This window comes from Micromonospora cathayae (assembly GCF_028993575.1).
Lineage (GTDB): Bacteria > Actinomycetota > Actinomycetes > Mycobacteriales > Micromonosporaceae > Micromonospora > Micromonospora cathayae.
This window is the reverse complement of the sequence record NZ_CP118615.1, coordinates 4657532-4679290: the sequence shown is the minus strand read 5'-3', so window position 1 is coordinate 4679290 and position 21759 is coordinate 4657532. Positions and strand designations below refer to the sequence as shown.

At 73.7% G+C, this 21759-nt stretch carries 17 protein-coding genes; 15 read left to right on the top strand and 2 right to left on the bottom strand.

The genetic code is table 11. The features are described from left to right. Positions 1-118: 118 nt before the first annotated feature. The 12 genes from PVK37_RS20995 (at position 119) to PVK37_RS20940 (ending at position 9840) form a co-directional block, all read left to right on the top strand. Positions 119-1027: a thiamine pyrophosphate-dependent dehydrogenase E1 component subunit alpha gene (locus PVK37_RS20995; protein WP_275029302.1), complete on the top strand. Its 909-nt coding sequence runs from the start codon at positions 119-121 to the stop codon at positions 1025-1027. Further along, complete coding sequence (locus PVK37_RS20990; protein ID WP_275029301.1) at positions 1020-2000, top strand: alpha-ketoacid dehydrogenase subunit beta; 981 nt, start codon at positions 1020-1022, stop codon at positions 1998-2000. Before PVK37_RS20995 ends, PVK37_RS20990 begins: the two co-directional genes overlap by 8 nt. Next, a complete protein-coding gene (locus PVK37_RS20985; protein ID WP_275029300.1) occupies positions 1997-2926 on the top strand; it encodes an SDR family NAD(P)-dependent oxidoreductase in 930 nt (309 codons plus the stop codon). The genes PVK37_RS20990 and PVK37_RS20985 overlap by 4 nt, the downstream gene beginning before the upstream one ends. Positions 2927-2966: 40 nt before the next feature. Next, positions 2967-4289 carry a helix-turn-helix domain-containing protein gene (locus PVK37_RS20980; RefSeq protein WP_275029299.1) on the top strand — a complete coding sequence of 441 codons (1323 nt, stop codon included), beginning with the start codon at positions 2967-2969 and terminating at the stop codon, positions 4287-4289. Beyond that, the gene (locus PVK37_RS20975) at positions 4286-4585 is read left to right on the top strand and encodes a YciI family protein (RefSeq protein ID WP_275029296.1); all 300 of its coding nucleotides are present in this window, start codon (positions 4286-4288) and stop codon (positions 4583-4585) included. Before PVK37_RS20980 ends, PVK37_RS20975 begins: the two co-directional genes overlap by 4 nt. Next, the gene (locus PVK37_RS20970) at positions 4585-6165 is read left to right on the top strand and encodes a hypothetical protein (RefSeq protein ID WP_275029295.1); all 1581 of its coding nucleotides are present in this window, start codon (positions 4585-4587) and stop codon (positions 6163-6165) included. The genes PVK37_RS20975 and PVK37_RS20970 overlap by 1 nt, the downstream gene beginning before the upstream one ends. A gap of 105 nt (positions 6166-6270) precedes the next feature. Beyond that, positions 6271-6978 (top strand): hypothetical protein, encoded by a 708-nt coding sequence (locus tag PVK37_RS20965; protein WP_275029294.1) that lies wholly within the window; start codon positions 6271-6273, stop codon positions 6976-6978. 6 nt (positions 6979-6984) lie between these two features. Next, positions 6985-7542: a MauE/DoxX family redox-associated membrane protein gene (locus PVK37_RS20960; protein WP_275029292.1), complete on the top strand. Its 558-nt coding sequence runs from the start codon at positions 6985-6987 to the stop codon at positions 7540-7542. Beyond that, on the top strand, positions 7539-8147 hold the full coding sequence (locus tag PVK37_RS20955) for a peroxiredoxin family protein (RefSeq protein ID WP_275029291.1): 609 nt from the start codon (positions 7539-7541) through the stop codon (positions 8145-8147). Before PVK37_RS20960 ends, PVK37_RS20955 begins: the two co-directional genes overlap by 4 nt. Then, positions 8144-9076 (top strand): peptidoglycan-binding domain-containing protein, encoded by a 933-nt coding sequence (locus tag PVK37_RS20950; RefSeq protein WP_275029289.1) that lies wholly within the window; start codon positions 8144-8146, stop codon positions 9074-9076. The genes PVK37_RS20955 and PVK37_RS20950 overlap by 4 nt, the downstream gene beginning before the upstream one ends. After that, positions 9073-9255, top strand: a complete 183-nt coding sequence (locus PVK37_RS20945; protein WP_275029288.1) for a hypothetical protein — start codon at positions 9073-9075, stop codon at positions 9253-9255. The genes PVK37_RS20950 and PVK37_RS20945 overlap by 4 nt, the downstream gene beginning before the upstream one ends. Positions 9256-9315: 60 nt before the next feature. Next, on the top strand, positions 9316-9840 hold the full coding sequence (locus PVK37_RS20940) for a hypothetical protein (RefSeq protein WP_275029287.1): 525 nt from the start codon (positions 9316-9318) through the stop codon (positions 9838-9840). A 59-nt stretch (positions 9841-9899) separates the two neighbouring features. Here PVK37_RS20940 and PVK37_RS20935 read toward each other — a convergent pair whose 3' ends face one another. Continuing rightward, entirely contained in the window at positions 9900-10214 is a 315-nt protein-coding gene (locus tag PVK37_RS20935; RefSeq protein ID WP_275029286.1) for a hypothetical protein, read from the bottom strand. A gap of 801 nt (positions 10215-11015) precedes the next feature. Between PVK37_RS20935 and PVK37_RS20930 the strand changes: the two genes are divergently transcribed. Then, positions 11016-12128, top strand: a complete 1113-nt coding sequence (locus PVK37_RS20930) for a ricin-type beta-trefoil lectin domain protein (RefSeq protein WP_275029285.1) — start codon at positions 11016-11018, stop codon at positions 12126-12128. A gap of 119 nt (positions 12129-12247) precedes the next feature. Then, positions 12248-13072 carry an SAM-dependent methyltransferase gene (locus PVK37_RS20925; protein ID WP_275029284.1) on the top strand — a complete coding sequence of 275 codons (825 nt, stop codon included), beginning with the start codon at positions 12248-12250 and terminating at the stop codon, positions 13070-13072. Between the two features lie 199 nt (positions 13073-13271). Here PVK37_RS20925 and PVK37_RS20920 read toward each other — a convergent pair whose 3' ends face one another. Further along, positions 13272-18689, bottom strand: a complete 5418-nt coding sequence (locus PVK37_RS20920) for an ATP-binding protein (RefSeq protein ID WP_275029282.1) — start codon at positions 18687-18689, stop codon at positions 13272-13274. Positions 18690-19041: 352 nt separating this feature from the next. Between PVK37_RS20920 and PVK37_RS20915 the strand changes: the two genes are divergently transcribed. After that, positions 19042-21636, top strand: coding sequence for a glycosyl hydrolase family 95 catalytic domain-containing protein (locus PVK37_RS20915; protein WP_275029281.1), 2595 nt, complete (start codon positions 19042-19044; stop codon positions 21634-21636). The last annotated feature ends 123 nt before the right edge of the window (positions 21637-21759 follow it).

Here is a 21759-nt window from a genome sequence, read left to right as displayed (position 1 = left end):
TGCTCATGCACTCTTCCATAGCCTGACGCTGCTGGTCTAGGCTCCGATGCGAACGAGCCGGAATAAGGCTCTAACTACCACTGGGGGTGTGATGGGGCTGCCGGACGACTATCGGCTCATGACCCGGATCCGCCGGTTCGAGGAGCGGTTGACCGCCCTCAAGGACGCCGGTGAGATCCCGGGCTCGATCCACCTGTGCAACGGCCAGGAGGCGATCCCGGTCGGTGCCGCCCGCGCCCTGCGCGACGGCGACTGGGTGACCGCCACGTACCGGGGCCACGGCTGGGCCATCGCCCGGGGCGTGGACCTGGTCGGGCTGTTCGCCGAGATGATGGGACGCGACTCGGCGCTCTGCGGCGGACGGGCCGCCTCGCCGTACCTGTCCGACCCGGGCCGCTGGTTCATCGGCGAGAACTCCATCGTCGGCGCGGGCGTACCGGTGGCCGCCGGAGCGGCGCTCACCGCGCAGCGCACCGGCAGCGGCGCGGTGAGCGTGGTCAGCATCGGCGACGGCGCGATGAACCAGGGCAACGTGCACGAGGCGCTCAACCTGGCCGCCGTGCTCGACCTGCCGCTGGTGCTGGTGCTGGAGAACAACGTCTACTCCGAGATGTCCCGGATCGAGGACATGGTGCGGATCCGGCAGCTCGCCGAGCGGGCCGCCGGCTACGGCATGCCCGGCCGAGTCGTCGACGGCAACGACTGCGACGCCGTCGCCGAGGCGGTCACCGAGGCGGTCGACCGGGCCCGCGAGGGTGGCGGCCCGTCCATCGTCGAGGCGATGACCGAACGGCTGGTCGGCCACTACAGCGGCGACGTGCAGCACTACCGGCCGGCCGGCGAGGTCGCCGCCGCCCGGGAACGCGAGCCGCTCGCCCGGATCCGGCAGCACGCCGACGCCGACCTGACCGCCCGGCTGGACGCGATCGACGCCGAGGTCACCGCCGAGATCGAGGCGGCCGTGACCGCCGCCCGCGCCGTGCCGTTCCCGGACCCGGCGACCGTCAAGGAGCACGTGCATGTCTGAGTCGCTGCGCTACATCCAGGCCGTCAACGCCGCGCTCGCCTGGGCGCTGGACAGCCGGACCGACACCGTCTACTTCGGTGAGGACGTCGCCCTGCCCGGCGGCCCGTTCGGGGCCACCAAGGGGCTGCACAAGCGGTTCGGCTCGGGCCGGATCTTCGACACCCCGATCTCCGAGACCGGGTTCCTCGGCATGGCGCTCGGCGCGGCCATGACCGGCCTGCGGCCGATCGCCGAGATCATGTACGCCGACTTCTCGTTCGTGGCGATGGACCAGTTCGTCAACCAGATCCCCACCATCCACCACGCCAGCAACGGCCGGTGGCGGGTGCCGCTGGTGATCCGGATGCAGCAGGGCTACTCCCCCGGCGCGTGCGCCCAGCACTCGCACTCCCCCGAGGCGTACTTCGCACACACCCCGGGGCTGCGGGTGGCGCTGCCGGCCACCCCGGACGACGCGTACCAGATGCTGCGTACCGCCGTGGTCAGCGACGACCCGGTGGTGGTCGCCGAGGCGCGGATGCTCTACCCGACGCGCGGACCGGTCCGCACCGACGCCCCGGTCGAGCCGGTCGGCGGGGCCCGGGTGGTCCGGTCCGGCGGCGACGTCACCGTGGTCGCCTGGTCCCGGATGGTGTCGGCGGCGCTGGACGCGGCCGGCCAGCTCGCCGAGGAGGGCATCGAGGCCGAGGTGGTCGACCTGCGCTGGCTCAACCCGCTGGACTTCGACACGGTGGCCGCCTCGGTGGCCCGCACCGGCCGGCTGGTCGTCGCGCACGAGGCCAACCTGACCGGCGGGTTCGGCGCGGAGATCGCCGCCCGCGCCGCCGCCGAGTGCTTCGCCGACCTGCGCGCCCCGGTGGCCCGGGTGGCCGCGCCGGACGTGCCGATGCCGGCCGCCCCGGTGCTCCAGGCCGCCGTGGTGCCCGAGGCCGCCCACGTGGTCGCCGCGGTGCGCCGGACGGTCGGTCGATGACCGACGCCGGGCCGTCGCCGGCCCCCACCACCGCCCCGGCGGCGACCGACGCCGTCGCACCGGCCGACGCCCCGGGCCCGGCCGACGTCGCCGCACCGGCCGAGGCCCCGGGCCGTGGCCGGGCCGACGCGGTCGGACCGGCCGCAGCCGGTACCGGCCCGGTGGCGGTCGACGTCGCCCGGTCGGCCGGTCTGCTGGCCGGTCGGCGGGTGGTGGTGGTCGGCGGGGCGTCCGGCATCGGCCTGGCCACGGTCCGGGCCGCTGTCGCGGCCGGCGCGGCGGTCGCCGTGCTGGACGCCGACGGCGACGGTGCGGACCGGGCCGCCGCCGAGGCCCGCCTTGGCGGGGCGACCGCCTGCGCCCGGCGGGTCGACGTGACGGTGGAGGACGAGGTGTCCGCCGCCCTCGACGCGGTGGCCGCCGAGCTGAGCGGGATCGACGCCGTGCTGCACGTGGCCGGGGTGATGCGGGGCCAGGGGCTGGACGTCCGGGACGTCCCGGTCGAGCTGTGGCACCGGGTGCTCGCGGTCAACCTGACCGGGCCGTTCCTCGTCGCCAAGCACGCCGCCCGGCATCTCACGCCCGGTACCGGCGTACTGGTGCTGGTCGGCTCGAAGGCCGGCGTGCTCGCCGGCTCCGGCTCGGTACCCTACGGCGCGAGTAAGGGAGGGCTGCACGGCCTGGCACTCACCCTGGCCCGGCAGCTGGATCCACAGGGGATCCGGGTGCACGCGCTGCTGCCCGGCGACATCGACACGCCGCTGATGCGGCGGTCGCTGGCCGAGGCGCGGGCCAACGGGGCCGACCGGCACCGGATCGCCGAGCTGGCGGCCACGCTGGGCCGGCCGGAGGACGTGGCGTCCGCGCTGGTGCTGTTGGCGTCCCCGGTCAGCGCCGGGGTCGTCGGCACCGTGCACGCCGGTTGAGCGGCCCACCCGGAAGCGGCGACGAGGCGGAGGCGGCACAGTGATCGGCATCATCGGCCCGGAGGACTCGATCCGGTTGGTCCAGGAGGTCGCCTCGGGCGAGCAGCGCTCCGCGGAGCTGACCGCACGGGCGTACGCCCGACCGGAACAGGCCCCCGAACTGGCCCGGGAACTCGACGAGCTGTGCCAGGTGCTGCTGTTCACCGGACGCATCCCGCACGCGTTCGCGGTGGCGGCCGGCGGGCTGCGCGCCGAGATCGACTTCGTGCCGCACGCCGGCATCGACCTGTACCGGACCCTGTCCCGGATCCTGCTCGCCACCGGGGGCCGGCTGCCCCGGGTGAGTGTGGACACCATCGAGGCGGACGTGGTCCGGGAGACGTACCACGACATCGAGACGGAGCCGCCGACCGAGATCCTGCCCATCGCGGACTCGTCCGGCCTGCTCTTCTCCGGCCTCGACGAGATCACCGCCTACCACCGGCAACGGTACGAGTCGGGGCAGGTCGACGCCTGCCTGACCTGCCTCGGCACCGTGCACCGGGACCTGCGCGAGCAGGGCGTGCCGGTGTGGCGGGTCGAGCACACCCGGACCTCGGTCCGCGACGCGCTGCGCCGGGCCTGGCTCGCCGCCGACGTGCGCCAGTCCCGGGCCACCCAGATCGCGGTGATGATGATCGAGCTGACCGAGCCCGCCGGCCGGGGACACGACCCGTACCAGGTGGAACGGCAGCGGTTGCGGCTGCGCGAGGCGCTGCTGGAGCACGCCGAGCGGATGCGCGGCCGGCTGGGCTCGATCGACGACCGGACCCTGCTCATCACCACCACCCGGGGCACCGTGGAGAGCGCCATCGCCCGGCACCGGGCCGGGCACGCCTCGCTGCTCGCGCTGCGCGGCGTGGACGTCGCGCACACCGTCGGGTTCGGCGCGGGCACCACCATCGCCGCCGCCGAGGACAACGCCCGCAAGGCCCTCGCGCTCGGTCGGGGCAGCGGCGACACGCACGTGGTCTTCCCGGACGGGGAGATCTACTCCAGCCGGCAGAGCCCGGTCAAGCAGCGGCTGCGGGAGACCGCGCCCGGGGTGCTGCGGGTCTCCGAGCAGCTCCGGCTGGGTCCGCTGTCCACCCGCCGGCTGATCGAGGCGCTGCACCAGATGGACCCCAACCAGGTGACCGCGCGGGGCCTGGCCGACGCGTACGGGGTGGAGGCCCGGTCGGCCCGCCGGCTGCTCAACTCGCTGCGGGCCGCCGGCTTCGCCGAGGAGGTCGGCCTGCACGTCAGCACCGGCGCGGGCCGGCCGCAGACCGTCTACCGGGTGGCGATGCAGCGGCTGTTCGAGGCGATCGGCGGTGGCGCGTGAGGTTCGAACCGACCTTCCTGGTCACCGCCACCTTCGCCGCCGACGCCGCCGAGCGCCGTACCCCGTACCGGGCGGCGCACCTGGACCACGTGGCGTCCCTGCTGGCCGACGGCACCGCCCTGGTCGTCGGGGCGCGGGCCGACCTGGCCGCGTCCGTCCTCGTCCTGCGGGCGGTCGACGCCGCCGACGCCCGCGCCCGCGTCGAGCGGGATCCGTACTGGCAGCACCGGGTGTGGACGGCCATCGACGTGGTCGAGTACCTCGCCGCCACCCCGCAGTCCCTCGGGAGGTCATGATGTCGCAGCAGTACCGCCGGCTCACCGGGATCCGGGTGCACGGCGCCGAGGTCGCGCCGTACGCCGCCGGCCTGCTGACCGGGGCGTGGGGGGCCGACCCCGAGGGGGTGCAGGTCCAACTCGCCGTGGACCCGGCGCTGCCGGAGGGCGGCTACCGGGTCGAGGTGCCCGAGCAGGGGCCGGTCCGGCTCACCGGCGACCCGTTCGCCGGCCTGGTGTACGCCGCGCGGGAGTTGCTGGCCGCCGCCACCCCGGCCGGGCTGCCGGTCGGGGTACGCGCCGACGCGCCCGGCCTGCCGCTGCGCACCCTGTGGACCTGGGACCACTCCACCAACTGGGACCTGCGCCAGCTCGGCCAGCAGGAGATCGGCGCGCTCAACCCGTACGCCAAGGACGCCGGGGCGTTCGGCGCGGACTACCGGCGGCTGGTGGACTTCTGCTCCCGGGAACGGATCGGCGGCATCGTGGTGTACGGGCTGCTGCGCGACGCCCACGGCGGCGTCGAGGCGGCCCGCGAGCTGTGCGGGTACGCCAACGAGCGCGGGGTGCGGATCATCGCCGGGATCGGCGTGAACGCCTACGGTGGCATCTACTTCGACGGCCGGCACCGCTACAACCTGGCCACCTGGCTGCGGCAGCGCCCCGACCTGGCCGCCGAGCTGCCGAAGAAGGTCGGCTTCGACATCGACGAGTTCGGTGACCTGCACTTCCCGGCCAGCGAGTACATGATGGCCGCCTGCCCGTCCCGGCCGGACAACCTGGCCTGGCACCGGGACGCGGTGGACTGGCTGCTGGACACCCTGCCGGTGGGCGGCATCAACTTCGAGACCGGTGACTACGGCAGCTGCGCCTGCGACCGGTGCACCGCCCGCACCGGGGGCGAACGCACCTCCTGGTCGTACGAGGCGATGCGGTCGGTGTACCCGACGCTGCTGGAGACGGCCCGGCGGACCGGGCCGGCCGGGGTGCCGCTGCGGCACCTGGTCGAGGTGTACTGGGACAACATCTTCGACCTGGAGGCGCAGAAACCGCTGGCGGACCTGCCCGACGACGTGGCCTACCAGTACTGCGTGAACCGGGGCTTCTGGTACGACAACCGGCACCGGCTCACCGCGGCGCACGTCGACGCGCTCCCGCACACCACCACCGTGCTGCGCACGCACGCCGGTTCGCAGTGGAACCGGCAGCGGCACTCCTGGGTGCCCGACCTGTACGCCGACATGGCGACCCGGGCCGGCGGCGCGGGGATGCGCGGGCTGACCATCTTCGCCGAGCCGTCGGCGTACCACCCGACCAACGAGATCAGCTACCTGGCGTACGCCCGGTTCAGCTGGAATCCCGAGCTGGCCTGGGCGGACTTCTGGCGCGACGAGGTGGCGCCCCGGTTCGGCGGCGCGGCCGAGGCGGAGGCGTTCCGGGCCGGCGCGGCGCTGCTGGACGACGCGTCGGCGACGGCGGACGCCCTGCACGTGGTCCGGGGTGACGCCCTGGGCATGGTCGCCGCCACCAGCGGCGACGTGCAGCGCCGCTGGTTGTGGCTGGCCGAGCGGGCCGCCCGCCACGGGTACTGCGCCGACTGAGGCGACACGCCCGGTCCACCCCGGCGGCATCCTTGCCCGACATTCACGTCGGTGCATATGATGCCCCGGCGGGTGGGAACACCGGACTCGGGCGGAGGTTGGTCGATGACGACCACGGCGGTACCGGTGGCACATCGGGCGGTCGACGGACGCCGCTACCTGCTCGACGGTGAGCTGGACCTGCGCGCGCCGGCCACCTCCGTCGCCGACGTGACGATCGCCGGTCGGCTGCACGAGTTCACCACCGGCCCGACCGGGCTCGCCGACGACGTGGTCCGGGCGCTCGGCGTCGACCGGTTCGACGAGGAACTCAGCTACCAGGGCGGCACGCTGCTGACCGCGCGGACCCGACCGCACGACCCGCGGATCCGGCTCACCGAGGACCGGCTCGTCGCGGTCTGGCGGGGACGGCGGCACTCCTTCTTCACCGAGCTGTACGGCGCGTCGACCGGGCACCTGCTCGGGGTGCTGCGCTCCCTGCGCGTCGAGGAGCACGACGACGGGCTGACCCTGCTGCCGGTCGCCAAGGGCGGCGCGGTGTTCGCCGCACCGGCCACCGTGCTCAAGGAGGTCCCCGGCCTCGGCCTGCTGGAGATGACCCCGCTCACCGCGCAGCGCGCCAAGCAGCTGCCGTCGTGGCGGGGCCTGCGGACCCGGGCCGGCGACCTCTACCGGGACGCCCTGTCCGACGGTCGGCCCTACTTCGTGCTGGCCACCACGGACACCTGGCTCAGCCTGGTCCCGCTCGCCGACACCGACCCGGAACAGGTGCCCACCCTGGTGGAGCGGCTCGACGTCCGGACCGCCGGGTAGGCCACGGTGGGCGTCCTCCTGGGCAGCGTCGCGGCGTACACCGTGGTGGCCACCCTGCTGGTCACCGGGGTCGGGCACCTGACCCGGCCGGCCGCGCTGACCCGGGCCCTGGCCGCGCACCGGGTACTCCCGGCGCCCGCCGCCGTCGCCGGTCTGGTCGTCACGGCCGAGCTGCTGCTCGCCGGGGCCGGGGTGGTGGCGCTGCGCGGCGACGACGGCCGGGCCCTGCGGATCGCCGTCGGCGTCGCCGCCGCCGGACTCCTCGGCCTGTACGCCGGCTACGGCCGGCACGTGCTGTCCACCGGTCGTACCGGCCCGTGCGGCTGCTCCCGGCGGGAACTGCCGATGAGCGGCTGGGTGGTGGCGCGGGCGGCGGTGCTGTCCGGCCTGGCCCTGCTCGGCGCGGTGCTGTCCGGTTCGGTGCTCGGCTGGGGCCGGCTCGCCGCCGACCTCGCCGTCGTCCTGCTGGCCGCCGCCACGTTCACCGTCGGACTGTGGCAGCTACCGGCCGCCATGTACCACCCCCGGCCCGTCCGCCCGGCACGAGGAGACCTGTCCGGATGAGCTTCCAGACCAGCGCGCTGATCCTGAGCTGGGTGGCGATCCTGCTGCTGGCCCTCGTGGTGTCCGGCCTGGTGCGCCAGGTGCACGCCCTGTCGAGCGGGCTGGCGCAGCGGCACCCGGAGTCGGTCGGCCTGCCGCCGGGCACCCCGGCCCCCGACTTCGCCCGGCTGGCCCCGGCGGCACCGCGCGGTCCGCTGGTGCTGCTCTTCCTGGACCCCGACTGCGGTACCTGCGCCGAGGTGCTCGCCGAGTTGGCCGACCACGTCGACCGGGCCGGGCTGGAGTTCCGGGTTCTCTACCGCGACGTCGCGCCGGCGCGGGCGGCCGGCCTGCCCGTCCCGGTGCTCGCCGGGCAGGCCGAGCTGTTCGACCGGTACGACGCGCTCGCCACCCCGTTCGCCACCGTGGTCGACCGGGCCGGGCAGGTGCGGCACGCCGAGCCGGTCGGCTCCCGCACGGCCCTGCGCCGCCTCCTCGACCGGTTCGACCCCGCCCCGTCCGGGGCCGGACTCGGACCCGCCCCGTCCGCAGCCAGGTTCGACCCCGACCCGTCCGGGGCCACCGGACCGGCGGTCGCCACCCACCAGCCGGGAGGCCGGGCATGACCACTCTCGACGCCGTACCCGCGCTGCGCGGCACCGACCCGGGAACCGGCGCCGCCGTCCGGCGTACGCCGGTGCGGGCCGGGCGCACCCGGGCCGCCTGGACGCTGTCCCGGCGCGCCCTGATCCAGGCCGGCACCGCGGTCGGCATGGCCGCGCTCAGCGTCTTCCCGGCGGCCCGCCGGGCGTACGCCGACGGGTACACCATCTACGGCTCGTGTCCGAGTTACGCCAGTGACCACAACTGCTCGCCGGGCTGCGGGCCGAGCACGATCTTCGCCGACGCCTGCAACACCAGCGGGACGTACCTCGGGTACCACAAGAACGACGGGACCACCTGGATCCTGCGGCCCAACGAGTGCTACTCCGGCACGTACGACGGCTGGTTGTGGCACTACCAGGGGCCGTGCGGGGCGTGCGCGTGCTCGGTGGAACGCCGCTGCCACGACGGGTACCGCAAGACCAGCGCCGGCTGGGTACGGTCGATCTGCCGGTGGAACACCCAGTGCGGCTGCCTGGGCACGGTGAGCTGGCCCGCCGTCCGGCGGGGCAACACCGGGGTCAACGTCCACACCGTGCAGCACCTGCTGACCGCCCGGGGCCACGCGACCGGGATCGACGGTGTCTTCGGCAGCGACACCGAAGCGAAGGTGCGCAGCTTCCAGACGGCGGCCGGACTCACGGTCACCGGGGTCGTCGACGCCACCACCTGGCCGTCGCTGGTGGTGTCGGTCCGGTCCGGCAACACCGGTCAGGCCGTCTCGGGCCTCCAGCGGCAGCTCAACCGGCACGCCTACGGGCTGGTGGTCGACGGGGTGTTCGGCGGTTTGACCGACAGCGCGGTCCGGGACTTCCAGCGGCAGAACGGGCTGACCGCCGACGGCATCGCCGGGGTGAACACCTGGCGGACCCTCACCGGCGGCGCGGTATGACCCACCGGGGTCCCGGCCCGGTACGCCCCGGCCGGGACGTCCGGCGGTGGGTCGCCGACCCGTTCGCCCCGGTGCTGCCGCTGACCGCCGGGGCGCTCGTCGCGGCCGGGTACGGCCATCCGCTCAGCTGGGCGCTGATCGGGGCGCTCACCGGATACACGCTCTCCGGCTCGGTTTGAACCCGCAACAGCGCGTACGCGCTGGCCTCGCCCGGGTGGCGGGATCGAGAACGGCAGGGTGTGCTGCTCGCCCTGTTCAGCGCCGGCCTGATCGCCGGTGGCCTGCTCAGCGGGCTGGTGCTCGGGGTGTTCTCCGGGCTGTCCGCGCCGCTGCCCACGCCGTGGCGGTACGCGGCCATCGTGGCGGTGGCCGTGCTGGGGCTGCTCCGGGAACTCGGTCTGGTCCGGGTCCGGCTGCCGCAGAACGCCCGGCAGATCCCGCAGGACGTGCTCCAGCGTGACGTCCGGCGCGGGGCGGCCCGGTTCGGCTTCGAACTGGGCACGGGAGTGCGTACCTACGTCTCGTCGAGCGCCCCGTACGTGCTGGCCGTGGCGGTGTTCCTGGCCGGTCAACGGCTGAGCGTGGCGGTGCTGGCCGGGGTCGGCTTCGGCATCGGCCGGGCCCTCACCCCGCTGGCGCGCCGGGCCAGCGGAGACGGTGACCGCTGGGACGACGACCTGCGGGTCCGGCTCCGCGCGATCACCGTCACCGGCTCCACCATTCTGGTCGTCGCGTTCGTCCTGTTGGCCGTACGCCACTGGTGACGTCCCGCATCGGGGCACCGCCTCCGGGAATCCGGACCGGCCGGGAGGAGGTATCGCGTTCAGCTGCGCGCCATCTCCACCCCGTAATCGTGTTTGCGCGACGCGCCGGGAGCCAACTCGAGATCCTCGGCCTGCTGCACCAGGAAAACGAACTTCTCCGCGACCGGAAAGCCGTCGCTGGACTCTAGGATCGTCTCGACAGTGAGAGTGCCCTCCTTCTGGTCGACGGATACGGAGCTGTTGCAGATGCCCTCGTCCTCATGCTCGAGTTCAAGCAGCTTCTCCATGAGCTGCGCGGCGCGTTCGTCGAGGAGATCGGGCGCCGGGTGTCGGCCCTCGTGCCCCCGGACGGTCGCTCGGAGAGCAATTCGCACCCACATTCCGCGCCATGCCCCTTTTTGTCACTGCGCCAACAGCGCAGAAGAAATGCCCATTGGAGAATGTCCCTGACGTACTCCTTCGGCCGAGGTGGCCGACCGTCAACAAATCGGGAATGTCCGCCACATGGGCAGATCAGCTTGATGAAGCATAGGTCTCCCTTCCCACGCCGCTCCTCGGCTGTGAAGCCGTAACCGAGGAGAAGCTGTATGACCTTCACAAGAAGAGGATGGGGTGGCTGTCCATACAGCTGCAATGTTCTCTCCAATTGTGGGTCGATTCAACCCACCTAACGAGAGAGGTCTTCGGACGGTTACGCTGCGCCGGAGACAACTGCGGGAACCACGACGGACAGGTTGTGCGACACCGGCCGGAATGAGAACCGGTCTGGGTCCTCTCCGGTCCCGCCGGGCGCGCGCCGCCTCACTGCGGGCCGGCCGGGTGCGCAGGATCGGATCCGCGGCGTGAAACCGCTGGTCGGGGGCGGGCCGGCACGGGGCCGTCGCCGCAGCGCCGGGCGCGCGGCCGGTGGCGGTGGGGCGTACGACGCCTTGACGGGCGCTCCGACGCCGGCAACAATCGACGAAACTCGCTGTTAACGTTCACAGCGAAGTCCCCCACCCGGGCGTCGCCGGGCTAGCGATCACCCGGGCGGCAACGCGGGCCACCGGGCGACGGATGGGCCCGCCGACCCCGGCCAAGGTCCCGTGCCGACGGGCCGCCGACCTCGATCGCCCGCCCACGACCTGGGCCGGCCTGCACCCGCACCCCGCCACCACCTGCCCCTGGAGACGAACATGAGAATCGGAACGAGATGGTTCACGGCGCTCGCCGCCCTGGGTGTCGCCCTCGCCGGGGTGCTGACGCCGGTCGGCCCGGCCGCCGCCGAGTCCAACGGCGGCGTCCGGGTGATGCCGCTCGGCGACTCCATCACCGAGGGCACCCAGGTCCCGGGCGGCTACCGGATCGGGCTCTGGCAGCGGCTCGTCACCGGCCGGTACACCGTGGACTTCGTCGGGTCGCAGTTCAACGGGCCGGCCAGCCTCGGTGACCACGACCACCAGGGGCACCCCGGCTGGCGCATCGACCAGATCGACGCCAACGTCGTCAACTGGCTGAACACCCAGCGCCCGCAGAGCGTGCTGCTGCACATCGGCACCAACGACGTGCTCCAGAACTACCAGGTGAGCACCGCGCCGAACCGGCTGTCCGCCCTGATCGACAAGATCACCAACACCGCGCCGAACGCCGAGGTGTTCGTCGCGCAGCTCACCCCGCTCAGCAACAGCGGTCAGGAGGCCGCCGTCCGCACCTTCAACGCCGCCATCCCCGGCATCGTGCAGAGCAAGAAGAACGCCGGCAAGCGGGTCCACCTAGTCGACATGCACAGCGCCCTGACCACCGCCGACCTGATCGACGGCATCCACCCGACCGCCGCCGGCTACGACAAGATGGCCGCCCGCTGGTACGCCGCGTTGCAGGCGGTGCCCGGCAGCATCGGCAGCCCGGCCAGCGGCGACGGGCAGACCGCCGCGATCGTGGGCGTGCCGTCGGGTCGGTGCGTCGACGTCCCGGGCTCCAGCACCACCAACGGCACCCAGCTGCAGCTGTGGGACTGCCACGGCGGCACCAACCAGCGGTGGACCCTCACCTCCGCCCGGCAGCTCACCGTCTACGGCACCAAGTGCCTGGACGCCGAGGGGTACGGCACCGCGCCCGGCACCCGGGTCACCATCTACGACTGCCACGGCGGCACCAACCAGCAGTGGAACGTCAACGCCGACGGCACCATCACCGGCGTGCAGTCCGGGCTGTGCCTGGACGCCTACAACCTGGGCACCGGCAACGGCACGAAGCTCGTGCTGTGGACCTGCACCGGCCAGGCCAACCAGCGCTGGAACCGCCGCTAGCGGACAGCCGGACCGGGCGGCACCGTCGCCCGGTCCGCTGTGGAGGGTGCCGGTCACCGCCGGAACGACCGGTCCCCTAGGCTGAGGAAACCCCTTGCCGCACACGGAGGATCGAAGCGTTGACGAACGAGAAGGCGTCGCCGCCCGGCGTCGACACCACCCGACCCAGCATCGCCCGGGTCTACGACTACTACCTGGGCGGCAAGGACAACTTCGCGGTCGACCGGCAGGCCGCCCAGCTGGCCCTCCAGGTCACCCCGGACGGCCCGGAGGCGGCCCGGGCCTGCCGGGGCTTCCTCCGCCGGGCCGTCCGGTACCTCGCCGAGGAGGCGGGCATCCGGCAGTTCCTCGACGTCGGCTCGGGGCTGCCCAGCCAGGGCAACGTGCACGAGATCGCGCACCAGGTGGACCCGGACGCCCGGGTGGTGTATGTCGACAACGATCCGATGGCGCTCGCGCACGGTCGGGTCCTGCTCGCCGACGCCCGCACCACCACCGTGGTCGGCGGTGACCTCCGCCAGCCGGAGGACCTGCTGGCGCACCCCGACGTCCAGCGCCTGATCGACTTCGACCAGCCGGTGGGGCTGCTGCTCCTGGCGATCCTGCACCACCTGCACGACGACGACCAGCCGGCCGCCGTCGCCCGCCGGCTGGTCGACGCCCTGCCGTCCGGCAGCTACCTGGCGATCTCGCACTTCCACGACCCGGGCGCGGCACACCCCGACATCTCGCAGCGTGCCCGCGCGGTGGAGAAGGTCTTCAACGAGACCCTCGGCACCGGCCGGTGGCGCACCCACGAGGAGATCGCGGGCTTCTTCCAGGGGCTGGAGCTGCTGCCACCCGGGCTGGTGCCGCTGGCCGACTGGCGGCCCGGACCCGCCCCGGAGTCCTACCAGACGATCACCCACCACACCATTCTCGGCGGGGTGGCCCGCAAGCCCTGACCGTCCCACCGCCCCGGGCCGGCCCGCGACCGACCCACCGCCCCGGGGCGGGCCCGCGACCGTCGATCGTCGAGCCGGCCCGACCACGGCCACCTCGTCGGGGACCCGCCGGCCGGCCTCGCGCGGGCGCGGCACGACAGGACGACGACAGGACGACGGCGCCACGGCGGTCACCCGCCGTGGCGCCGTACCCGACCCGTCAGCCCAGCCGGGACTGGATGGCCTCGATGATCCGTGGCCGCAGCTCGGCGGCGCGGATCACCGCGTCGACCGAGCCGACCTCCACCGCACGCCGGATGTCGTGAACCCGGTCGAACTCGGCAGCCACCTCGCCGAGCTTCTCCGCGCGCACCGACAGCCGCAACTCGTCGAGTTCGGCGGTCAGCGTGGCCCGTTCGGTGCCGGAGGCCGCCGCGACCCGGGCCTCCAGTTCCCGTACCCGCGCGTCGGCGGCGGTCCGGGCGTTGACGTCACCGGAGAACACCACCGCGGCGGCCGGGGCCCCGCCGAGCACCGAGGCGAACGAACCCTCCAGCGCCAGCACGGTCATGCTCGGGTTCAGCGCCTTCGAGAACACCACGAACGCCCCGCCGTGGTACCGCGAGATCACGCAGAACACGATCGGACCACGGAAGTTCACGATGGCCCGGCCGATCTCGGCGCCGTACTCCAGTTGCAGCTTGCGCATCGACTCCGGTGAGCCGTCGAAGCCCGACAGGTTCGCCAGCACGACGAGGGGCCGGTTGCCGCTGGCCGCGTTGATCGCCCGCGCGGCCTTCTTCGACGACTGCGGGAACAGCGTGCCCGCGGTGTAGGTGTCCGGGCCGTCGGTGGGCGGGAAGCCCCGGCGCGGCACCGACCGGGACTCGATCCCGAGCAGGCACACCGGGATACCGCCGAGGTGCACGTCCTGCACCACCGAGGTCTCCGCGTCGGCCATGCCCGCCCAGCGCTCCAGGACCGGGTGGTCCTGGTCGGACAGCGCCCGCATCACGGTCCGGATGTCGAACGGCTTCTTGCGGTCCGGGTTCGACTCGGCGGAGAAGATCTCGCCGACGGTGGTGAAGTCGCTGCCCTCCACCGCGTGCGGGAAGTCGGTGACGTCCCGGTCGACCGGGTCGGTGGTGACCGCCCGTCGCGGTCCCTCCTCGCCCGGTACGACGTACGTGTGGTCGTAGTGCGACATCAGCACGTTCCGCGCGGCGGTCAGGTTCGGCGCCCAGTACTGCGCCTGCCCGTTCGGGCCCATCACCCGGTCGTAGCCGCCGATGCCGAAGTTGTCCTCCGCCGACACGCCACCGGAGAAGTCCAGCGACTGCTTGCCGGTGAGCACCATCGCCGAGTCCGGGGTCATCACCAGGATGCCCTTGGTGTGCATGAGCATCGTCGCCTCGGCGTTCCAGTACGGCTGCGCGCCGACGTTGATGCCCGCGACCACGATGTTGATCTCGCCGCCGTCCTGGGTGAACTCGACGATCCGCTTGAGCGCGGCGGCCACCCAGTCCATGTTCTCGGTGCCGGACTCCATCGAGATCCGCGCACCGGAGGAGAGCGCGTACCACTCCAGCGGTACCCGCATCCGCTCGGCCAGGTCCAGCGCGGCGATCACCCGACGGCACTCCGGCTCGGACAGCGCGCCGAGCGACTTGGTCGGGTCACCGAGCAGCACCACCCGGGCGATACCCTCCGGATGCCGCCGGGTCGGCGTGGTGACCACGCCCGCCACCAGCGCCGCCGTGTTGCGGCCCTTCGGCCGGTGCACCGGCACCAGCACGTGCTGGTCGTCCAGGTCGTGCTCGACGAAGTCGCCCAGCAGACCGGTCAGCTCGTACGGGTACACCGTGTTGCGGCTGCTGGCCCGCAGCACCTTCTGCCGGTAGCCGTCGAGCGGCTCGACCGGCTCGTCCGACGGCTCGCCGACGGTCAGTTCGGTGCCGCCGGCGGCGTCGAAGGTGATCCGGACCGCGATCTTGGTCAGCTCGCCGGTGTCCCGGTCCCGCCGCCGGGCGATGAACAGGATCTCCTCCAGCCCGGCGCCGGCGGTGGTCGGCAGCACCCGGCCGGCGATCATCTCCAGTTCGGCGCGGGTGAGGTCGCTCGGCGGCCAGACGTACACCACGATCCGGTTGGTGTTCACCCGCTTGCGCGACGGCCAGCGGGAGTACTCGCGCCGGATCGAGTCGAGACAGGCGGCCACGGTGTCCTCGGCGGTGGGCAGCGCCACCAGGCGGCCGTCGTGTTCCCGCAACGCGGTCAGGTCACGCACCTGGGCGAAGGCGACGAGCCGGTCGTCGGACGCGTTCTCCCGCGCCACGCACCGGAACAGGTACACCTCCTCGTCCGACGACGGCAGCCGGGTGAGGTCGAACTTGCTCAGCCGCTCCAGCTGCATCCGCTGCGCGATGTACGGGTGCAGACCCCGGACCAGCCGCTCCTCGGTCATCCCGGCGGTCGACGGGCGGAACGTGAAGTGGTGGTGCATCACCGCGCCGCCACTGCCGGCGACCGTGGTGGTGACCCGGCGCACCTCGTTCGGCACCGGGTGCGCGCTGACCACCTCGTGCAGCGCGGCGCCCATCCCGTCGGAGTCCTCCGGCTGGTTCTCCCAGGCGAGGTAGATGTCGGCGTCGATGGCACCCGAGCCGGCCGCCAGTTCGGCGAGCCCGCGCAGCGCGTCGCCCAGCTCGTCGAAGCTCACCGCCGCGGAGACCACGCACGAGTCGGCCCGCTCGGCGACCACGAACGTGCAGCCCGCCACGGTGCGGGTACGGACGCTGACCAGGCCCTTGTTGCCGTAGTACCGCCGGGTCAGCACCTCCAGCATGACCGCGTTGTCGGGGTGGTCCCGGACCAGCCGCTGGCCGAGCAACCGCACCAGCGGTTCGGTGCTGCGGACCATCTCGGCGATCCGCTCGGCGCGGTCCGGGGCGTCCGGGTGCGCGTCCAGGTGGCGCAGGTGCTTGCGGACGTTGGCGTAGACCCGGGCCCGGTTGCGGCGCAGCAGCGGCTGGGCGAACCAGGCGAACACCACACCCCGGGCCAGGTCGGCGACCGCCGGGAAGCGGACCTGGGTCGCGGCCACCAGCCGCTCCAGCACCAGACCGGCCGGCTCGCGCAGCGCCTCGTCGGGCGGGGACTCCTGGAGCCAGACGCGTAGCAGGTCGGCGACGACCGTGGCGTCGACGGTCGCGCGCTGCTGGGCGAGGAAGATCCGGAAGACCGCGGCCTCGAGTTCGGGGGTCCGCTCCAGGTCGGTGACCCCGTAGTGGCCGAGCGCCTTGGCGAGCTTGTCCTGGAACGTCGTCGGCAGCCCGGCCCGCTCGACGTCCAGGCACTGCAGGTAGGTGTGGAAGTACTCGCGGGCGCTGTAGACGTGGCCGTCGCCGCCACCGTCCTCACCGGTGGGCCGGTTGCGGCTCAGCTCGGCCAGGTCGGCGAAGACGTCGACGAGTACGAGTTCCTCGGCCAGCGGCCGGTGCCCGTCGGCGATGGCCGCGCGGCGCGCCACGAGGTAGTCGTCGAGCACCCGGCGTTCGTCGTGCGGGTCGACGTCGAAGCCGAGCAGCAGGCTGCGCAGGTCCTCCTGGCCCCGGGTGGTACGCGCCCGCGCCGGGATCGTCCCGGGCGCGACCGGCAGGTCCAGCTCGACGGCGCCGTCGGCCGAGGCGGTCTCGGCGTCCGCGCCGGCGACCGGCTCCAGCCGCAGCAGCGGCGCGCCGGCCTCCACCTGGCTGCCGACGGAGACGACGCACTCCTTGAGCCGGGCCTTGAACGGTGCCCGCAGCACCGTCTCCATCTTCATGCTCTCCAGCACCAGCACCGGCGCGCCCGCCTCGACCTCCGCGCCGACCTTCAGCGGCGTGGCGACGACCAGCGCGGGCGAGGGCGACCGGACGACGCCGCCCTCGTCGCGGCTGACCCGGTGGGTGACGCCCTCCACCTCGACCAGGTGGATCGGCCCGTGGGTGCCGGTGAGCAGGCGGTACCGGTTGCCGTTGACGACGATCTGCCCGGTGTGCCGGTCGAAGCGGTCCAGTTCGACGTCGGCGGTGCGGACCTCGGCACCGGCCTCGACACCGACCCGGAACCGGTGCGCGCCGACCCGGGCGACCCGGACGCGGTAGGTTTCGCCGCGCAGCTTGAGGTCCAGCGGCCGGCCGCTGGCGTGCTGCACCTGGGGGCGTCCGCCGAACGCGGTCGACAGCAGTCGCTGCCGTTCGACGCGCTCCTCCTCCTCGTACGCCTCGATGGCGGCGGCGGCCAGCGCGACGGCGGAGTGCCGGTGCGAGACGAGCCGGCCCTGGCCGCGTACCCGGTCGATCCAGCCGGTGTCGGCGCTGGCGTCGATCACCTCGGGCTGGTCGAGCAGGTCGAGCACGAAGCTCTTGTTGGTCGCGCCGCCCTCGATGATCACCGTGGTCTCGGCCATGGCGCGGCGCAGCCGGCCGAGGGCCTCGTCGCGGTCCCGGCCGTACGCGATGATCTTGGCGATCATCGAGTCGAAGTCGGCGGGGATGGTGTCGCCCTCGCTGACCCCGGTGTCCACCCGGATGCCCGGCCCGGCGGGCAGGTCCAGCCGGGCGATACGGCCCGGGGAGGGGGCGAAGTCGCGGTCCGGGTCCTCGGCGTTGAGCCGGGCCTCGATGGCGTGCCCGCGCTCCACCGGCGGCTCGCCGACGAGGCGTCCACCGGAGGCCACGTGCAGCTGCGCCTTGACCAGGTCGAAACCGGTGGTGGACTCGGTGATCGGGTGCTCGACCTGCAACCGGGTGTTGACCTCCAGGAAGGCGAGCATGTCGTCCCCGGGGTGGTACAGGAACTCCACCGTCGCCGCGCCCCGGTAGCCGACCGCGACGGCCAGCCGCTCGGCCGACGTCTTCAGCTCGGCGGCCCGGGCGGGGCTGAGCACCGGCGAGGCCGACTCCTCGATGACCTTCTGGTTGCGGCGCTGCACCGAGCAGTCCCGGACGCCGAGCGCCCACGCGGTGCCCTGCCCGTCGGCGATCACCTGGACCTCGACGTGCCGGGCCCCGGTGACCAGGCGCTCCAGGAACACCACGCCGCTGCCGAACGCCCGCGCGGCCTCCTGGCTGGTGCGCTCGTACGCGTCGGCCAGCTCCGCCTCGTTGGTGATCACGCGGATGCCGCGTCCGCCACCGCCCGCGGTGGCCTTCAGCATCAGCGGGTAGCCGATCCCGGCCGCCGCCGCCAGGGCGGCTTCCAGGTTCTCCACCGCGCCCCGGCTCCACGGCGCGACCGGGACGCCGACCTCCTCGGCGATCAGCTTCGCGCCGATCTTGTCACCGAGCTTGCGCATGGCCTCCGCGCTCGGCCCGACGAAGGTGACGCCGACCCGCTGGCACAGCTCCGCGAACGCCGGGTCCTCGGCGACGAAGCCCCAGCCCACCCAGGCGGCGTCGGCCCCGGTCTCCACCAGCGCGCGTTCCAGCACCTTCAGGTCGAGGTACGGGCGCGCGGAGGCGGGACCGAGATCGTAGGACCGGTCCGCCTCCCGGACGAAGGTGGCCGTGCGGTCGACGTCGGTGTACAGGGCGACGGTCTCGATCCGGGTCCCGGTCTCCGCGGCCAGCTCCCGGACGGCATGGATGAGCCGCATGGCGGCCTCACCACGGTTGACGATGGCGACACGACTGAACACCCGTTCGAGCCCTTCTGTAGACACCACGATGTGCGCGCCGGAGCGACAGTGGTCCCGGCAGTGTTCACCCTTCCGTCTACCGGTTGGCAGCGCCATGTCGCCGACAGCGCATGCTGAGCGGCGGGAGTTGTAGGAACTGAACAAAAGGCGTTGGTCACCCACGCCTAACGAGGGCGGACACCGGCGACGGAAGAGCACGATCCGACATCCGTCGGCCCGGCGATCCGACCCAAGTCCCCGCGATCACCGCAGATCGGGCGGACAGGCCGGGGTGGCCCCCGCACCACCCCTGCTGTGACCATCGACGCTCATGTGGTCATCCCGTTCCCGCTCCCTCTGGTACCGGCTCCCGGCCACCGACTGGCAGTCCCAGGCGCTGCCGGTCGGCAACGGCCGGATCGGCGCGATGTTCTTCGGCCAACCCGACCGGGAGCGGATCCAGTTCAACGAGCACAGCCTGTGGGGCGGGGTCAACGACTACGACAACGCCCTGGCCGGCCGGCCCGACAGCGCCTTCGACACCGGCATGACCGGCTTCGGCGCGTACCGGTCCTTCGGCGACGTCCTGCTCACCTTCGGCCGGCCACGCCACCTGTACGTCTCCGCCCCCACCACCGGCTGGCACGTCGCCGACGCCACCGGCGGCGTACGGTGGCAGGCCGACCTGCCGTCGGCGGTGACCGTCACCGGCTACCACCTCACCGCCCCGGCGGACGCCGTCGACGAGCACCCCGGCTCCTGGACCCTGGACGGGTCCACCGACGGCTACGCGTGGACCCGGCTCGACCGGCGCGACGCCGGGCCGGCACCCGGTGACCCTGGACGGTTCACCGTCGCCGCGCCGGGGCCGTACCCCAGCTACCGGTTGACGCTGTGGCCGAAGGGCGGGTCCCGGGCCGTGCGGCTGGCCGGCATCCGCCTGGTCGGGGCCGGTCCGTCGGCCGGCGACACGACCGGGTTCGACACCGCCACCCTCGACCCGGTGGTCGGGTACCGTCGGGCGCTCGACCTGGAGTCCGGTGTGCACGGCACCTGGTTCGGTGTCCCCGGGGCCCGGGTCCGGCGGGAGGCGTTCGCCAGCCGGGCGGCCGACCTGCTGGTCCTGCGCTACGAGGCCGACCGGGCCTGCGCGCTGGACTGCGAGATCACCCTGACCTGCGCGCAGGGCGCGGCCGGGACGGCCGACGCCGCGACGGGTACCGTCGGGTTCCACGGCGTCCTGGGCAACGGCCTGCGGTACGCCGCCGCGCTGCGGGTGGCCGACACCGACGGCGTGCTGACCGCGCCCGGCTCCCGGCTGCGGGTGCGCGGGGCGACCCGGATGACCCTGCTGCTGGACGCCCGGACCGACTACCGGCTCGACGCCGCCGCGGGCTGGCGCGGCCCGGACCCCCGCCCGGTGCTCAGCCGGACCCTCGACGCCGCCGCCGGGCGGTCGTACTGGGCGCTGCGCGCCGCCCACGTCATCGAGGCCACGGCCGTGGCCGGGCGGGTCGCGGTGGACTGGGGACGCACCGACGACGCGGTGGCCGCGCTCCCCACCGACGCCCGGCTGGCCCGGTACCGGGCCGGTGGGCCGGACCCGGACCTCGAACAGACCATGTTCGTCCTCGGCCGGTACCTGCTGCACGGCTCCTCCCGGCCCGGCGGCCTGCCCGCCAACCTCCAGGGACTGTGGAACGACAGCGACCAGCCCCCGTGGGCGTCGGACTACCACACGAACATCAACGTCCAGATGAACTACTGGGGCGCGGAGACGGCCAACCTCAGCGAGAGCCACCGGGCGCTCGTCGGGTACGTGCGCCAGGTGGCGGTGCCGAGCCGGGTCGCCACCCGGGCCGCCTTCGGGGCCGGCACCCGGGGCTGGACGGCCCGCACCAGCCAGAGCGCCTTCGGCGGCAACGCCTGGGAGTGGAACACCGTCGCCAGCGCCTGGTACGCCCTGCACCTGTACGAGCACTGGGCCTTCACCCAGGACGTCGGTTACCTGCGCGACACCGCCCTGCCGATGCTCCGGGAGATCTGCGAGTTCTGGCAGGACCGGCTGGTCGAGAACGCGGCCGGTCAGCTCGTCTCTCCCGCCGGCTGGTCGCCCGAGCACGGCCCCCGCGAGGACGGCGTCCACTACGACCAGCAGATCGTCCGGGACCTCTTCCAGAACTATCTGGACTGCGCCGGGGCGCTCGACGTCGACCACGGGTACCGGGCCACCGTCGCCGACCTGCGGGCCCGGCTCGCGCCCGACACCATCGGCCGGTGGGGTCAGCTCCAGGAGTGGCAGACCGACCGGGACGACCCGGACGACGTCCACCGGCACACCTCTCACCTGTTCGCGGTGTTCCCCGGCCGCCAGATCACCCCGGACGCCACGCCCGACCTGGCGGCGGCGGCCCTCGTCTCGTTGCAGGCGCGCTGCGGCGAGCGGGCGGGGACGCCGTTCGACGAGTCCACCGTCTCCGGGGACAGCCGCCGGTCGTGGACCTGGCCGTGGCGGGCGGCGTTGTTCGCGCGGCTGGGCGACGCGGAACGGGCCCGGTGCATGGTCCGGGGCCTGCTGCGGTACAACACCCTGCCGAATCTGCTCTGCGACCACCCGCCGATGCAGCTGGACGGCAACCTGGGCGTCACGGGCGCGATCGTGGAGATGCTCCTGCAGAGCCACCAGGGGGTCATCCACCTGCTGCCGGCGTTGCCGGCGGACTGGGCCGACGGCGCGTTCCGGGGGCTGCGGGCGCGCGGTGGGTACGAGGTGAGCTGCGCCTGGCGTGCCGGGCGGGTCACCGACTTCAGGGTCGTCGCGGACCGGGCCCGGCACCGGGAGCCGGTCACCGTACGGATCGACGGCCGGGAGACGCGGGTCGTGCCGGACGCTCCGGCCGGGCCGGTGCCGCCGCCAGGTCGCTGACCTGGTCGGCCAGCTGGGCGGCCCGCCGAGCGCTGATCTCGTGATCGCCCCCGACCGGCGCACCCCCTCCGGTCACGCACGCTGGCCGCTGGCGGCGCACACCGCCGCGGACCGACACGGGCG